The organism is Faecalibacterium sp. AF27-11BH (assembly GCF_003603005.1).
Taxonomy (GTDB): domain Bacteria; phylum Bacillota; class Clostridia; order Oscillospirales; family Ruminococcaceae; genus Faecalibacterium; species Faecalibacterium taiwanense.
In genome coordinates, this window is the sequence record NZ_QVGS01000006.1 from 81707 (window position 1) to 95046 (window position 13340).

Here is a 13340-nt window from a genome sequence, read left to right on the forward strand (position 1 = left end):
GGCAGGGCTTAATTACTCGATGATGTTGGCGCGCATCTGGTCGCTGGCGGACTTGATGCCATCGATCCACTGCTGCTCGGTCATGCTGCCGGACACCAGAGAGTTGACAGGGTCGAAGAACACGGTGCGCACTTCCACGCCGGGGATGGCACTGAAGGCTGCAAAGTTGCCCATGGCGGCCTTTGCGCCGTTGTCGTAGATGGAGTAGAACATCTTGTTGTCGCCTTCCAGACTGTCGGCGATGCCCAACACAGGCTGGATAGCGCCGCTCTCGGCAAACAGCTTGCAGGCTTCGTCGCTGTACAGGTAAGCCACGAACTGCTTGGCGGCATCCAGATGCTCAGCACCCGCCGGGATCCATGCCTGCTCGAACCAGGTGTAGCTGTAGCTGTCGCCGCCGGCCTTGACAGCGGGCAGAGCGGTCATGCCCCACTCAAAGCCGTCTGCACGGGGTGCCTCGGCCATCTCGCCCACGATCCAGGTGCCGTTGGGCATGAACAGGGCCTTGTTGTCCAGCACCAGCTGCTGGTTCTGGGTAAAGTCCTGATCGTTGGCCTGTGCGGGGGTGATGGGGTTGGTGTAAGAAGCCAGCTTTGCCACGATATCAAAGCAGGTCTTTGCCTCGGGGGTGTCCCAGATGCCTTCTTCGTAGTGGGTAGCCTTGTTGAAGAACTCCGGGCCGCCTGCGGCGTACATCAGCGCATAGAAGAAGGCGTCGAAGTAGCCGGTGGTGGGGTAGGTGAACAGGTAGGTGCCCTCAGCGGCAGCCTTGTCGCCCAGTGCCCACATCTCGTCCCAGGTCTTGGGCACGTCCCAGCCCTTTTCCTTCAGGAAACCGGCGTTGTAGAACAGGCCGCAGGGGCTGTAGAACATGGGAGCCAGATAGGTTTTGCCGTCGCCGTAGGGGTTGGTCAGGGAGGTGTCGGTAAAGCCGCCGGCGATCTTCTCGCTCACCTTCTTGCTCTCGCCGGGCACGGTCATGCTCAGCACATCGGTGATGTCCGCGATCAGGTTGCCCTTGATGAACTGCTCGGTCAGGGCAGCTTCACGGCCGGTGGCCAGATGGACCACGTCGGGGTAGTCGCCGCCCTGCATGGAGGGGCCGATGACGTCCTCCAGCTTCTTGTCGGTGGTCAGGTCCACCTTGATGCCGGTCTGTGCGGTAAAGGCCTCGGCGACCTTCTTCCACATATCAGCGCCGTAGCCGGTCTCGATGGCGGCTACCTTGATGGTAACGTCTGCAGCCGCCGCTGCGGAAGAAGCGGCGGTGGAGGATGCCACGCTGGATGCGGTGGAGCTGGAAGAGCCGCCGCAGGCAGCCAGACCCAGTGCAGCGGCGCCAACGCCGGCCGCCTTCAGGAAATTACGACGAGAAATACGATTCATACTGTGTTGCCTCCATCATTTTGTTCCGTTCAAACACAGCCGGGCAAACAGGCTTTGCCCGAAGGACTGTGTGTTTTTCTGCCTCCAATATAAATTCTTTCGCTTCCTTGCTCAAGAGGTTTGTTGTTTCATTTTTTATAGATGTTGCTTTCTAAAAAATTCTTCCAGCAAAAGTGCTAAAAATCTTTTAGAAGTTTCAGCATAATCCCCAACCTGTAACTATTTTGACATATTTCGAAGGGACTTGAGAAACAAAAATATAAAAATCAGCCTAAAATCAGGGCTTGCTTTTTTTGTATGTTCCCTCTATAATGAGGGTAAAGTGCACGAAACAACGCACCATTTTTTGATAATGTTTTTAGAATGTTGCGTTTATTTTTAGAAAATTTGCGTTTCCCGAAGGAGCCGATCATCTATGAGTACCCAGCGCTTTGATATCCGCCACGCGCCCGCTCCGCGGGAATCCTTCCGGCTGCTGTACATCAGCAAAAGCAAATTTGGCGGCGATTGGAACAGTACCACCCACACCCACTCCTGCACGGAGCTGTTCTACTGCCTCAGCGGCGAGGGACAGTTCTACCTTGCCGGGCAGCTGTTCCCGGTAAAGCCGGACGATATGGTCATTGTGAACCCGCAGGTGGAGCATACCGAGCTTAGCCTGAACGCCTCGCCCTTGGAGTATATCGTGCTGGGCGTTGCCAGCATGGAGTTTTTGTTCAGCAAGGCGGATACGAACTACGCCATCTTCAATTGCCGGGAGAACCGGGAGCGGATGGTCACGTTGCTGCACATGCTGCTGGCCGAGGCCGACCGCAGCTTAGACGGCTGCGAGACCGTTTGTCAGGACCTGCTGGAGGTACTGCTGATCTGGCTAGTGCGCTGCACCACCATTTCGCTGCAGCTGGAGGAGGCTGCCCCGACCGAGAACCGGGAGTGCGCCGAGATCAAGCGGTATCTGGACACCAACTACCGCGAGGATATCTCGCTGGACCTGCTGGCAGAGCTTGCCCACCTGAACAAATACTATCTGGCCCACACCTTCCAGCGGGAGTACGGCATTTCCCCCATTACTTACCTGAACCGCCGCCGCATTGAGGAGAGCAAGCATATGCTAGGCAACACCAGCTACAGTCTGGCGCAGATCAGCGAGCTGATGGGCTTTTCCTCCCCCAGCTATTTCTCCCAGTGCTTCCGCAAGGCGGAGGGCATGACCCCCAACGAATACCGCCGTCAGACGCGGCAGGGAAAACGCCCCGCCCCGACAAAACGGCATGAAGTATAACGAAAACGAGGAATTTATGATGAAATCCGTTACCCTTTCTTTGCTCCAGTCTGCTGCAAATGCCTTTGATTTTGGCGGGCCTGTGCTCTGCGATGCTCACCACTATGGTGAGGGGCATATCAACGACACCTTTGTGGTCTGGCGGGAAGATCATTCCAAACGCTTTATTTTGCAGCGCATCAACACAGATACCTTTACTAACCCGGTGGGCCTGATGGAGAATGTCTGCGGCGTGACCCGGCATCTGCGGGCGAAAATTCTTGCCGAGGGCGGCGACCCCATACGGGAAACGCTGAATGTCATCCCAACTTTGTCGGGGTCGACTTGCTATCTGGATGCAGACGGCGGCGCATGGCGTGCCTACGACTTTGTAGAAGATACCATCTGTTTGCAGCAGGTCGGCAGCGAAGCCGATTTCTGCACCGTGGCCGAGACGCTGGGCAAGTTCCAGAACCAGCTGGCGGATTACCCGGCCTCCACCCTCCACGAGACAATTGCCCGTTTCCACGACACGCCCAACCGCTATGCCAATTTTGAAAAAGCCCTCGCCGCCGATGCACTGGGCCGCGCAAAGAACATTGCGCCGGAAATCGAATTTATCCATGCGCGGGAGCAGGACTGCCATGTCCTGCTGGATCAGCTGGCAGCTGGCGAAATTCCTCTGCGCGTCACCCACAATGACACCAAGATCAACAATGTCCTCATCGATGCCGCTACCGGAAAAGGCATCTGTGTCATTGACCTCGACACCGTGATGCCGGGACTTTCGGCCTACGACTTCGGCGATTCCATCCGCACCGGTGCCAACGACTGCGCTGAGGACGAACCTGACCAGAGCAAAGTCCATTTTGACCTGCATCTGTACGAAGTGTTCGCCAAAGGGTATCTCTCCACTGCCGGGGCATCCATGAGCATGGCAGAAAAAAAGAGCCTTGCATGGGGCGCAAGGCTCATGACGCTGGAATGCGGCATCCGTTTTCTGACCGACTATCTGGAGGGCGACCACTATTTCCATATTGCTCGCCCGGATCACAACCTCGACCGCGCCCGCACCCAGTTCACACTGGTGCGGCAGATGGAAGAGGTTTTCGATCGGATGCTGGAAATCGTCTGCCCGGACAATCACTGATTTCGCAATCTCCTCCATTCGGATACAGCAAGAAGCATGGACGCTCTCCTTTTCGGGGGCGTCCATGCTTCTTTTTACAGCTTATCCCTACACACCCATCAAATCGTCCTTTGAGGACGCTGGGAGCGTCGAGGACATGATGCTCTGCAGCAAATTATGAAAGCTCTTTTCAGCCCTGACAAAATTCTGTTTGACCTGCCCTTCAAGCACAAGGGCATCATGTGCGCGCCCTTCATCGGACCGGTAAGCATCCGGCAGTACTTTTCCGCCGGGCAGATCGAGCAGGTCATCTGCGGCGGCGAAAACTACGATGGTGCCCGCCCCTGCAATTTCGATTGGGTCAAGTCTCTCCGGCAGGAATGCGTGGATGCCAACGTAACATTCTGCTTTATCGAGACTGGCACTGTGTTCATCAAAGACGGTAAACGCTACCACCTGCCCAGCAAGCAGCTGCAAAGCCGGATGGCTTATAAATCCGGTATGAACTTTCAGGGAAGTCCCATCCGTTTTGACCTCGTGGACGACTGGGGTTACCCCATCCCGCAGGAAGATCTCTATGTGCCTCATTTCCGCGCAAACTGCGAGACCTGCGGCAGCAAGTTAATCTGCAACGGCTGCAGTGACTGTGGAAAATGCTTATAAAATAAAGGAATTCTATCAATACAAATGGAACTTATGGCTGATCTGGTGTGCAATTTCATCCGGCAGCGGGCGGAAACCGATGCAGGTCAGGGTCATGCCTTCTCCGTTTTCATCAAATTCTTCCGGCTCCAGCTCGGTGTGGCAGGCATCCCGGATAAGGAAGAAGTCTTTGTTTTCCACCAGTCCCAATTCCTCGGCAATTGTTTTTGCTTTCAGCAGTTGATTGCGGTTCTTTGCCCCGCAGATAGTTTTGGTAAAAGAGCCATCGAACCACTCTTCGTAAGTTGCCTTATCCAACATGATTTCTGCCCGATAGCCGGTAATTTCTCCGTCTTTCTCGATGGGTTCCACGCCCTGTCCCATGCCGATGGGGTCGGTGAGGAACGCCAGCGAAGCGTGGCAGCACTGCGCCGCCAGCTTGCCAGGCGACATCTGCAGATCTTTTCGTGCAATGATGAGTTGACGCATTTTTTCTCCTTCTTACGACAGCTTGATCTTCAAATCTGCCAGCAGATTCACCGCTTCCGGCAGGGAAAACTTTGCATCCTTCAGGCGGCTGCCCAAAATGTCCACCTTATAACCGGCGGCATCCCGGAAATCCGCCTTGCGCAGATCACACTGGTAGAACTCCGTTTCGTGAAGTTCTACACCCTTGAAATTCGCCAGTTGCATCTCGCATTTGGCAAACATAGAGCCGACAATTTCGTTGCCATCCGAAAAGTCGAAGCGGTTAAAGTTCATTTCGGTGAAGGTGTTATATTTCAGACCGCACTCTTTCAGCGTGTGAATGGGGTCCGGGAAGGCACCATTGGACATCAGCGGTGCCCACTCGATTTCATTCAGGCGGCAGTCCTCAAAATCCAGCGACTGCACCGAGGAATGGGTACTGCGCAGACCTGTGATCTCACACCGCACGAATTTGCACTCGTTCAGCGTGGTATGATCCAGTTCGCACTTGGTAAAAGAGCAATCCGCAAATACGCAATCGGTAAAGTCGCAATCCTCAAAAGCCTCCTCGGTGAACGACAGGTCAGCAAACCGTTCACCCTCACAATAACGCTCTGTCATAAAATTCTCCTGTCAGCGCAGTTCTTCCAGCAGAGCCGTGCAACCTTCCAGCACATCCTGCCAGGTAGCCTCAAAATCCCCGGTATACCACGGGTCGGCCACATCGCCGGGGCGACGGGTATGATCCATCAGCAGAGACACTTTATGCTCCGGGTCGCCGCCCACAAAGCGCGCCATATTGCGCAGGTTGTTGTGATCCATGGCGATCAGGTAATCGTAGGTTTCGTAATCCCTCCGGGTCATCTGCCGGGCGGTTTTACCCTCGCAGGAGATGCCGTGCTCGGCCAGCTTCCGCCGGGCGGGCGGATAGACCGGGTTGCCGATCTCCTCGGTGCTGGTGGCGGCGGATGCGATTTCAAATTTATCAGAAAGCCCGGCTTTGGCCACCAATTCTTTCATTACAAATTCGGCCATTGGGCTGCGGCAAATGTTGCCGTGGCAGATGAAAAGCACTCTCGTCATATCAAAATATTTCCTTATACCGTATCATTTTGAATTTTGCACACATGCGTGCAAAATTCAGTTCTGCTTCAAGAACTCCCGCAGCACATCCTCTGGGCAGGGTGTATGGTTCGGGTACTTTTCCCGCAGCGGTGCGGCGGCACCATCCATAATGTAGGGCACACCCACAATGTCCAGCATCGACACATCGTTATAATTGTCGCCAAAAGCCATCACATCGGCAAGGGCGATGTCCAGAGTCTTGCAGATGCTGCGCACACCAATACCCTTGTTGGCAAAGGTGGTGTCGATCCAGTACGGCCCTGCCACAGCGCAGTTCGCCTCTTTCCATCGTGGGACAAACCGTTCCGTGTAAGATTCTACGCCTTCGTGCAGATACACCGATACTTTTGTGATCTCCTCCGGCACCTCGGAAGGGTCATGGATGATTTGATAATTGTTCCCGATGAACTGAATACGCTTGAGCATTCCCAGACCCCGCTCCATCAGGTATGCAGTATTCTGACCGGAAAGCATCACTTCGCCCTGCCCGTCGCTGCGGGTCCACAGGTCGTTGGCGATTTCTTCGGCCAATGCACGCGGCATCGGATTCTTGGCGATGCACTGTTCGTCTTTATAGATCACGCCGCCGTTCTCACAAAGAAACACACAGCAGTCTGCCACCGGTGCAAAGAGCTTGCGCAGGCTGGTATACTGCCGACCGGATGCCGGGCAAAACAGAATGCCGCGCCGATGCAGCTCCCGTATCTGCTCAAAGATCTCGTCTTCCAGTTTCTTTTTGCCGTATTGCAGCAGTGTACCGTCAATGTCGCTGCAAATCAGTTTGATTGACATTTTCCGTCCTCATTTTTCAAGATAATTTCAGGCAATTCCCCGGCATCCAGAACACGGATGCCTTCGTCCATCAGCATCTTGGCAAAAACGCCCTGTCCGGGAATCTTTGTCCCGGAAAACGTTCCATCGTAAATTTCCTTCACGCCGCAGCTGGGGCTGCGGGATTGCAGGATGGCAAGCTCCACCCCATTTTCTTTTGCGATGGCAAGGGCTTTCGCTGCACCTGCCCGGAACTCCCGGTCCACATTGATGCCCTCTTTGTTCGTGACAACGCCCTGCACGATTTCCGCCGGGCACCGCGGTGTGGGCAGGCCGCCCAAAACCTCCGGGCAGACCGGAACCACCTGATGCCCCCGCGCAAAATCACAGACCGCCTGATTGTAATTGTTTCCGCCGCTGTATTTGCAGTTTTCGCCCAGCAGGCAGGCGCTGACCAGAATCTTCATTGTTGCGCGCTCCGTTTTTCAGATACTGAATCTTTTCCCTATTCTACCACGCTTTTGGGCATTGAAAAAGAGGATTTTGCTTTTCCTATCCCCATACCGGGAGGTCCGCCGTAATCTTTTCTAATTCCTGTGCAAGAAACGTCAATCTTTCCCTCAGATGGTTGTTATGCGGTGCATCTCCGTTCAGCAGATAGTCCGTTCTGACATTCAGGCAGGACGAAAGATCCTGCAGCAACTCAATCGAGCAGCAGCGGCTTCCCGTTTCAACTTTTGCAAGATAACCAGCCGGTTTTGGTTTCTCTTAACACCAAATATTCGCCAATCCTTATATCTCCAGAGCAAAGATTTGAGATCGTTGGAAAAGTTTTGAACTAAAAAGATGGGAGGGATTTTCGTGGATACGATCAAGCGTGTTCAGGATTTGATGCAAGTGCGTGATATGAATCTATGTGTATTGGCAAAGAAATGCGGAATATCGTACTCCACGATTCAAACCACCGCCCGTCGGGGAGGGCAGTTAAGCGTAGAGACGATTGAAAGAATTTGTCAGGGTTTAGGAATTACATTAAAAGACTTCTTCGATTCCTCTGACTTGTAAATATGACAGCAAAAAAACTCCCCGGCATCCTTCTTGGAAGGAATGCCGGGGAGGCGTTCAATGTTTTATGGGCTCAGTTGTCCGGTATCAGCCGCTGACGAAGTACTTATCAGTGCAGCTCCGGCCAGTAAGCCTTGTTGGCAACGATCATATCGTCCAAGATCTTCTTGGCGACCAGCAGGCTGGGCACGGTCTTGGACAGAGTAAAGGCCATCAGTGCCTTCTCGTAGGAGTGCTCCACAGCGGCATCCACGATCAGCTTCTCCACAGCCTCCTGCTGCTCGATCAGACCCTTGTAGAAGGTGGGAATCTCGCCCACACGCACGGGTTCCGGGCCGCGGTCGGTGATATAAGCGGGAATCTCCACCATGGCGTCGGAGGGCAGGTTCTCCACAGCGCCGTTGTTCTCCACCATGACCAGATAGCGCTTGCGCAGGTCGAAGGCAAGGCTCATGGCAACGTCCACGATGAACTCGCCGTGCACACCGCCGAAGAACTTGGTCAGGTCTACGTCCTTACCGGCACGATAATCTGCCACAGCATCAAAGATGCGCTTCTCGCGGCCTTCCATGACCTCGTTGGCACGGGTGTGGTTGGGATCGCTGCTCTTTACAACTTCATCGCCCAGCAGGTAGTACTGCATATAGGTGTTGGGCAGATAGTCATGGAAAGCAGAGCAGATGTTCTTGGCGTTTGCGTAGGTGTGCAGCCAAGACGGATCGCTGTGCAGCACATCGCTCTTGGCGTTCTGGGGCATATAGCCGTGCTCTGCTACATAGCTCTTGAGCTTCTCGGTCACATCCTCGCCGTTCAGGCGCACCTTGGTGAACCAGCCGAAGTGGTTCAGACCAAAGTAGTCCACTTCCAGATCATGACGGTCGCACTCCAGAATCTCGGCCATGTTGCGCTCGATGGCAACCGGCATATCGCAGATGTTCAGGATACGAGCCTTCGGGCGCAGACGGAAGGTTGCCTTTGCCACGATGGCAGCGGGGTTGGAGTAGTTGACGATCCAGTAGGTGGGCTTTGCGTACTTTTCGCAGTAATCGATCAGCTCCACCATGGGGTAGATAGTACGCAGGCCGTAAGCCAGACCGCCGGGGCCGCAGGTCTCCTGACCCACAACGCCGTACTTCAGCGGGATCTTCTCGTCCTGCTCACGCATAGCGTACAGGCCGACACGCATCTGTGCAAAGATGAAGTCGGCATCGGTCATGGCAACTTCCGGGTCGGTGGTCAGGGTCAGCTTCAGTTCCGGGTCGAACATTTCCACCACATGGCGGACGATGACACCCACAGCCTCCTGACGCTCTGCGTTGTTATCGTAGAGCACCAGCTCATTCAGCTTGAAGCGATCCTTCTGCACCAGCAGGCTCTTGACGATGCCGGGGGTATAAGTGCTGCCGCCGCCGGCGATGACCAGTTTGAACGTTTTCATAAGGCAAGCCTCCTATTATAATGTTTTTTGTATGATGAATAAAAGCGGATATCTTATTCTGCGCGGCCAAGGTAGCTGTCCACGATGGCACGCATCTTTCCCACTTTGGGGCCGTAAATGATCTGGATGTTGTTGCCCTTTACCACAAGACCTGCGGAGCCGGTGGGCTTGAACCACTCCTTGTCCTTGACCAGAGCGGCATCCTTGACCTGCACTCGCAGACGGGTCATGCAGTTATCGGTGTTCAGGATGTTCTCTGCACCGCCCAGTCCTTCCACGATATGGGCTGCGGTCTGTGCATCGTTTGCGCTGGCAGCAGTCTTTTCGGCTGCGCCGCTGCGGATCTGTTGCTTGACAGCAGCTGCGTTTGCAGCAAGGTCGGTGACTTCTTCGCCGTCCTCACGGCCGGGGGTCTTGAGGTTCATCTTCACGATGAGGAAGCGGAAAACGAGGTACATTACCACGATCTCCACCAGACCCACCAGCACATACAGCGGCCAGCGGGTGCGACCGATACCGGCAGGCAGGTTCAACACCAGAAAATCAATGATGCCGTTGGTGGCGCAGACCCGGATGCCCACAAGGTAAACGATCATCTGGAACAGACCGTCCAGAACCGAGTACACCAGCCACAGCGCGGGAGCTGCAAACAGGAAGGTGAATTCCAGCGGCTCGGTCACGCCCACCAGACAGGCGGTAAGGGTAGCCGGGATGATCTGTGCCTTGGTGGCAGCCTTCTTCTCCTTTTTGGCGGTGGAGATGAAAGCCATTGCCACGCCGATCACGCCGAAGGTCTTCATCAGACCGTAGGTCAGAAAACGTGCGGAATCCCGCATCATTGCCACGCTGGGGTCACTGAGCAGGGCAAGGAACACAGGCTTTGCGCCAACGATCTGCTCACCGCCGATGATCATGCTGTCGCCCAGTGCGGAGTAGAGGAAGGGCGACCAGACCAGATGATGCAGACCCGTGGGGATCAGCACGCGGTTCAAGAAGCCGTACAGGAACACACCGAACGCGCCTGCACTTGCCATGACACCGGTCAGGGCGTTGATACCCGCCGCAGCCACAGGCCAGACGTAGCTGGCAACCACCGCCATGACCAGAACGATGGGCAGCAGCACCACAAAGACGAACTTGCTGTTGCCGTACATGGCCATGGCACCTTCAAACTCGGTGTCGATGAAGCGGTTGTGGACCAGCGCCACCACCACGCCAAGGATCATGCCCAGAAATACGCCCATGTCAGTAACGTGATAGCCGAGGCAGATGGTCTGACCGGTGCCGTACAAAGCGCTTGCCGTATCACCGGCGATGGTCAGTCCTGCCACATCCAGCCAGCGGGAATTGGCTGCCAGCCAGACCAGATAGCTGACCAGTGCCAGAAATGCCGCATCTGCCTTGCGCTTTTTGGCAAGGCTCATTGCGATGCCCACGCAGAACAGGATACCCAGATTGCCAATGACTGCTCCAACGCCGCCATTGATGAATTTGCCGAGGGTCCAGACAACACCGCCCTCTGTCACCAGTGCCGTGTTGCTCATGACCGAAGAAATCGCCTGCAGCATACCCGCAATGGGCAGGAACAGAACGGGGCCCATCAGAGCTCTGGAAAAGCTCTGCATAGCATCCATAACTTTTTGTTTCATTGGTGTTCTCCTAACGTTCCATGAATCTCTCTTTTCAAATTGTCTCTTCGTTTCGGGGGTGCACCTTACCGTTTCGATGGCTTGATTATATCACTCTGCACAAAAAAATCTACCGAATTGGACTTTTTTTGAACTTGTTCGCAAAAGCTGAAACATGTTTCGCTTTCATGTTGGATACATCGAAATGTTTATTGACAAAATACGCGATTCAGCGTATACTTTATGGAATCAAGCCGTTCTTTGATTCGAAAATCGGAGTAAAATATGAAACACGACCTTTATAAACTGGCAGATCAGCACCATCTGAATGCCAACGAGCAGCAGCTTTTGCAGGCGGTGCTGGAAACCGCAAAAAACGGCGGTCAGTGCAGCGTGCGAGAGTTTGCAGCGCAGAATTATACCTCCCCCGCGGCCGTGATCCGGCTGAGCAAAAAGATGGGCTATACCGGCTACACCGATATGATCTACCGCATCGGTTTTCTGATCCAGAACGAGATCGACAACAAAAACCACGCCTCCGACATCACCGCCTTTATCGGGGGTATCCCAGAAGAAAAAATACACCGCTTTGTGGAGCTGCTCCACGCCAACCGGCAAAAGCCCATCCTTGTGACAGGCACCGGGTTCTGTGCCCCTTTGCAGGAATTTATGGTGCGGAAGCTGCTGGTTCTGGGCTACTGCGCCATCGGCTCCAACAGCTATGAGGTCTACGAAAGCGGTGCACTGAATGCCGGGCTGGTCATTGCCATCAGCAAAAGCGGAAAGACCGATACCATCCTGAAGCCGGTGCAGGACTCCTTTGCACAGCACCGGAGCATCATTGCCTTTGTGGGTGCCGACAATTCTCCCATCGCCCGCTGTGCAGACCCTGCCTTTGTGCTGCTGGACGACAAGATGCTGGACGACCGGAACCTTACCGCCAACTATTTCTATGCGCGCGTGCTTATCACCTTTGAATATCTCATGGATCTTGTTCTGGAGAAGGACGAGCATCCGAACGGAAAAGAAGGGCAGTGAGCGGTTTTCACGCCTGAGAATACGGTCTCTCCTTTCCAATGCCACCAGAAAAGCCGCCCCGGCTAAACCCGGAGCGGCTTTTCTGGTGCAGATATAAAAAGCTAATTATTCAATTTTGACCCGGTGTCCAGAAAACTGGGTACACATTATTTCAAGCTGAAACGCTGTCACTCTGTAGGAACTGCGTAATGTCTGACGATTATCCTTCTACTTTGACCGTAGCACGATTGCTCTTTGCGTTTTCATCCGCATCCAGCGTGATTTGCACAAAATGTTCCGGCTTGTCGTAATCCTTTGTCTCGCCGTCATCGGTAAGAAACTCTGACATTGGCTGGAGCAATTGGGGCTTCAGCCTTATTTTCAATCCAATAGCTGCGGTTGTGCAGCTATTTCAATACAATATCCTCGAAACGTGATGTTCCTGTTTGCCCAGATACAGCTCCACGATCATTCGTCCGTTTTCGGTGTTGCAGAGGTCCTCTTTGCAATAGCCGCAGAGCTTTCCGTCCGCCTGTGCCACATAGCGGCGCAGCGGCTGCTGAAGCTCCTGCGGGATGCTGCTCCATGGAATGACATAGCTCATGCCCGTATCCCCCACATCCACGATGCAGGCCCGTTCACTATCCTCATCGGACAAAATGAGGTTCACCAGAAACACATCCGCAAACGGTGCGCCCTGATACTCTGCCTTTTGCCGTCTGCGCTCTGTCCGAAACTCGTCCAGTGCCCGATTCAGGTCATTTTCTGGTAGCGTGGACTTGTACAACAGGACATGCAGTTTCTGCTCCGCTGACCCACTGTCATTCAGTTTCCCTGCCGGGAGTTCCACATCTGCATGAATGGTGCAAATCTGTTTTTGCATTGCGGCACGCAGGTTTTCCAGTTTCTGCTGCCGTTCTGCTTCCAATTGCTGTGCAGACTTTTGATGCACTTCTTTGGTATCCGGCTGCGGTGCAACACATTCATGTTTGGCATCCGACGTTTGTATTGACCATTCGCTGTGCTTTTCTGCGTCAGCCTCCGAAACGTTTTGCCCTAGTACAGTCGGCACCGACACGCTTTTGGCACCGCTTTGTGCTGCCGATGCTTTCTGTGCCGCAGAAGGACGCTCCGTTCTCTTTGGTTTTACCGACCGCGTTGCACCTGTGCTCGTGCTTTTTGCCTCCGGCCTTGGTGTTTTCACCGCAGGAACAGCATTTTTAACATTTTCCGGTCGAACCCGTGTCTGCGTCTGCCAGAAATCGCTGCCTGTGCGCTGATAATAGAACTTTTCCCCTCGTTTCCGGCTGCTGCGCACACCTTCACAGATCCACGAAAAAATCAGGTAGCGCTCCAGCGTATTCCAAAAGCTGCTGCGCCGATGACGGGGCTTATGCCGCCCGCGGGACG

General features: G+C 54.3%; 15 protein-coding genes. 5 read left to right on the forward strand and 10 right to left on the reverse strand.

What is annotated here, in order from left to right; translation table 11 throughout:
* Positions 1-12: 12 nt before the first annotated feature.
* Positions 13-1386 (reverse strand): carbohydrate ABC transporter substrate-binding protein, encoded by a 1374-nt coding sequence (locus DWY76_RS07730; RefSeq protein WP_120080765.1) that lies wholly within the window; start codon positions 1384-1386, stop codon positions 13-15.
* A 415-nt stretch (positions 1387-1801) separates the two neighbouring features.
* Here DWY76_RS07730 and DWY76_RS07735 point away from each other — a divergent pair, with 415 nt between their 5' ends.
* The 3 genes from DWY76_RS07735 (at position 1802) to DWY76_RS07750 (ending at position 4439) form a co-directional block, all read left to right on the forward strand.
* On the forward strand, positions 1802-2668 hold the full coding sequence (locus DWY76_RS07735) for an AraC family transcriptional regulator (RefSeq protein WP_005946244.1): 867 nt from the start codon (positions 1802-1804) through the stop codon (positions 2666-2668).
* A gap of 19 nt (positions 2669-2687) precedes the next feature.
* The gene (locus tag DWY76_RS07740) at positions 2688-3797 is read left to right on the forward strand and encodes an aminoglycoside phosphotransferase family protein (RefSeq protein ID WP_207665838.1); all 1110 of its coding nucleotides are present in this window, start codon (positions 2688-2690) and stop codon (positions 3795-3797) included.
* A 156-nt stretch (positions 3798-3953) separates the two neighbouring features.
* A complete protein-coding gene (locus DWY76_RS07750; RefSeq protein WP_243111975.1) occupies positions 3954-4439 on the forward strand; it encodes a DUF5131 family protein in 486 nt (161 codons plus the stop codon).
* Positions 4440-4454: 15 nt separating this feature from the next.
* Here the strand turns inward: DWY76_RS07750 and DWY76_RS07755 are convergent, their stop codons facing one another.
* The 5 genes from DWY76_RS07755 to DWY76_RS07775 are packed head-to-tail and all read right to left on the reverse strand — an operon-like array spanning position 4455 to position 7249.
* Entirely contained in the window at positions 4455-4907 is a 453-nt protein-coding gene (locus tag DWY76_RS07755; protein WP_055185766.1) for an aminoacyl-tRNA hydrolase, read from the reverse strand.
* Between the two features lie 12 nt (positions 4908-4919).
* Positions 4920-5507, reverse strand: coding sequence for a pentapeptide repeat-containing protein (locus DWY76_RS07760; protein WP_120080769.1), 588 nt, complete (start codon positions 5505-5507; stop codon positions 4920-4922).
* A gap of 12 nt (positions 5508-5519) precedes the next feature.
* Positions 5520-5969, reverse strand: coding sequence for a low molecular weight protein-tyrosine-phosphatase (locus DWY76_RS07765; protein ID WP_120080771.1), 450 nt, complete (start codon positions 5967-5969; stop codon positions 5520-5522).
* 57 nt (positions 5970-6026) lie between these two features.
* On the reverse strand, positions 6027-6803 hold the full coding sequence (locus DWY76_RS07770; protein WP_120080773.1) for an HAD family hydrolase: 777 nt from the start codon (positions 6801-6803) through the stop codon (positions 6027-6029).
* Entirely contained in the window at positions 6788-7249 is a 462-nt protein-coding gene (locus tag DWY76_RS07775) for a DUF523 domain-containing protein (RefSeq protein ID WP_120080775.1), read from the reverse strand. Before DWY76_RS07775 ends, DWY76_RS07770 begins: the two co-directional genes overlap by 16 nt.
* A gap of 394 nt (positions 7250-7643) precedes the next feature.
* Between DWY76_RS07775 and DWY76_RS07785 the strand changes: the two genes are divergently transcribed.
* Positions 7644-7847, forward strand: coding sequence for a helix-turn-helix transcriptional regulator (locus DWY76_RS07785; RefSeq protein WP_243111976.1), 204 nt, complete (start codon positions 7644-7646; stop codon positions 7845-7847).
* A gap of 109 nt (positions 7848-7956) precedes the next feature.
* Here DWY76_RS07785 and DWY76_RS07790 read toward each other — a convergent pair whose 3' ends face one another.
* Complete coding sequence (locus DWY76_RS07790) at positions 7957-9285, reverse strand: 6-phospho-alpha-glucosidase (protein ID WP_120080779.1); 1329 nt, start codon at positions 9283-9285, stop codon at positions 7957-7959.
* 53 nt (positions 9286-9338) lie between these two features.
* A complete protein-coding gene (locus DWY76_RS07795; protein WP_120080781.1) occupies positions 9339-10934 on the reverse strand; it encodes a PTS transporter subunit EIIC in 1596 nt (531 codons plus the stop codon).
* Between the two features lie 264 nt (positions 10935-11198).
* Here DWY76_RS07795 and DWY76_RS07800 point away from each other — a divergent pair, with 264 nt between their 5' ends.
* A complete protein-coding gene (locus DWY76_RS07800) occupies positions 11199-11951 on the forward strand; it encodes a MurR/RpiR family transcriptional regulator (protein ID WP_120080783.1) in 753 nt (250 codons plus the stop codon).
* A gap of 199 nt (positions 11952-12150) precedes the next feature.
* On the opposite strand, the gene DWY76_RS14510 is transcribed toward DWY76_RS07800, so the two are convergent.
* Together DWY76_RS14510 and DWY76_RS14365 are read right to left on the reverse strand one after the other, a co-directional pair.
* Positions 12151-12279 carry a hypothetical protein gene (locus DWY76_RS14510; RefSeq protein ID WP_279221596.1) on the reverse strand — a complete coding sequence of 43 codons (129 nt, stop codon included), beginning with the start codon at positions 12277-12279 and terminating at the stop codon, positions 12151-12153.
* A 63-nt stretch (positions 12280-12342) separates the two neighbouring features.
* Entirely contained in the window at positions 12343-12813 is a 471-nt protein-coding gene (locus DWY76_RS14365) for a hypothetical protein (RefSeq protein WP_243111977.1), read from the reverse strand.
* Between the last annotated feature and the right edge of the window lie 527 nt (positions 12814-13340).

Bases quoted from the DNA above. Each gene is read 5' to 3' on its own strand.
- DWY76_RS07770 (WP_120080773.1), bottom strand. From the start codon at position 6,803: ATGTCAATCAAACTGATTTGCAGCGACATTGACGGTACACTGCTGCAA.
- DWY76_RS14365 (WP_243111977.1), bottom strand. From the start codon at position 12,813: ATGCAAAAACAGATTTGCACCATTCATGCAGATGTGGAACTCCCGGCA.
- DWY76_RS07775 (WP_120080775.1), bottom strand. From the start codon at position 7,249: ATGAAGATTCTGGTCAGCGCCTGCCTGCTGGGCGAAAACTGCAAATAC.
- DWY76_RS07790 (WP_120080779.1), bottom strand. From the start codon at position 9,285: ATGAAAACGTTCAAACTGGTCATCGCCGGCGGCGGCAGCACTTATACC.
- DWY76_RS07800 (WP_120080783.1), top strand. From the start codon at position 11,199: ATGAAACACGACCTTTATAAACTGGCAGATCAGCACCATCTGAATGCC.
- DWY76_RS07740 (WP_207665838.1), top strand. From the start codon at position 2,688: ATGAAATCCGTTACCCTTTCTTTGCTCCAGTCTGCTGCAAATGCCTTT.
- DWY76_RS07750 (WP_243111975.1), top strand. From the start codon at position 3,954: ATGAAAGCTCTTTTCAGCCCTGACAAAATTCTGTTTGACCTGCCCTTC.
- DWY76_RS07765 (WP_120080771.1), bottom strand. From the start codon at position 5,969: ATGACGAGAGTGCTTTTCATCTGCCACGGCAACATTTGCCGCAGCCCA.
- DWY76_RS07795 (WP_120080781.1), bottom strand. From the start codon at position 10,934: ATGAAACAAAAAGTTATGGATGCTATGCAGAGCTTTTCCAGAGCTCTG.
- DWY76_RS07730 (WP_120080765.1), bottom strand. From the start codon at position 1,386: ATGAATCGTATTTCTCGTCGTAATTTCCTGAAGGCGGCCGGCGTTGGC.
- DWY76_RS14510 (WP_279221596.1), bottom strand. From the start codon at position 12,279: ATGTCAGAGTTTCTTACCGATGACGGCGAGACAAAGGATTACGACAAG.
- DWY76_RS07760 (WP_120080769.1), bottom strand. From the start codon at position 5,507: ATGACAGAGCGTTATTGTGAGGGTGAACGGTTTGCTGACCTGTCGTTC.
- DWY76_RS07735 (WP_005946244.1), top strand. From the start codon at position 1,802: ATGAGTACCCAGCGCTTTGATATCCGCCACGCGCCCGCTCCGCGGGAA.
- DWY76_RS07755 (WP_055185766.1), bottom strand. From the start codon at position 4,907: ATGCGTCAACTCATCATTGCACGAAAAGATCTGCAGATGTCGCCTGGC.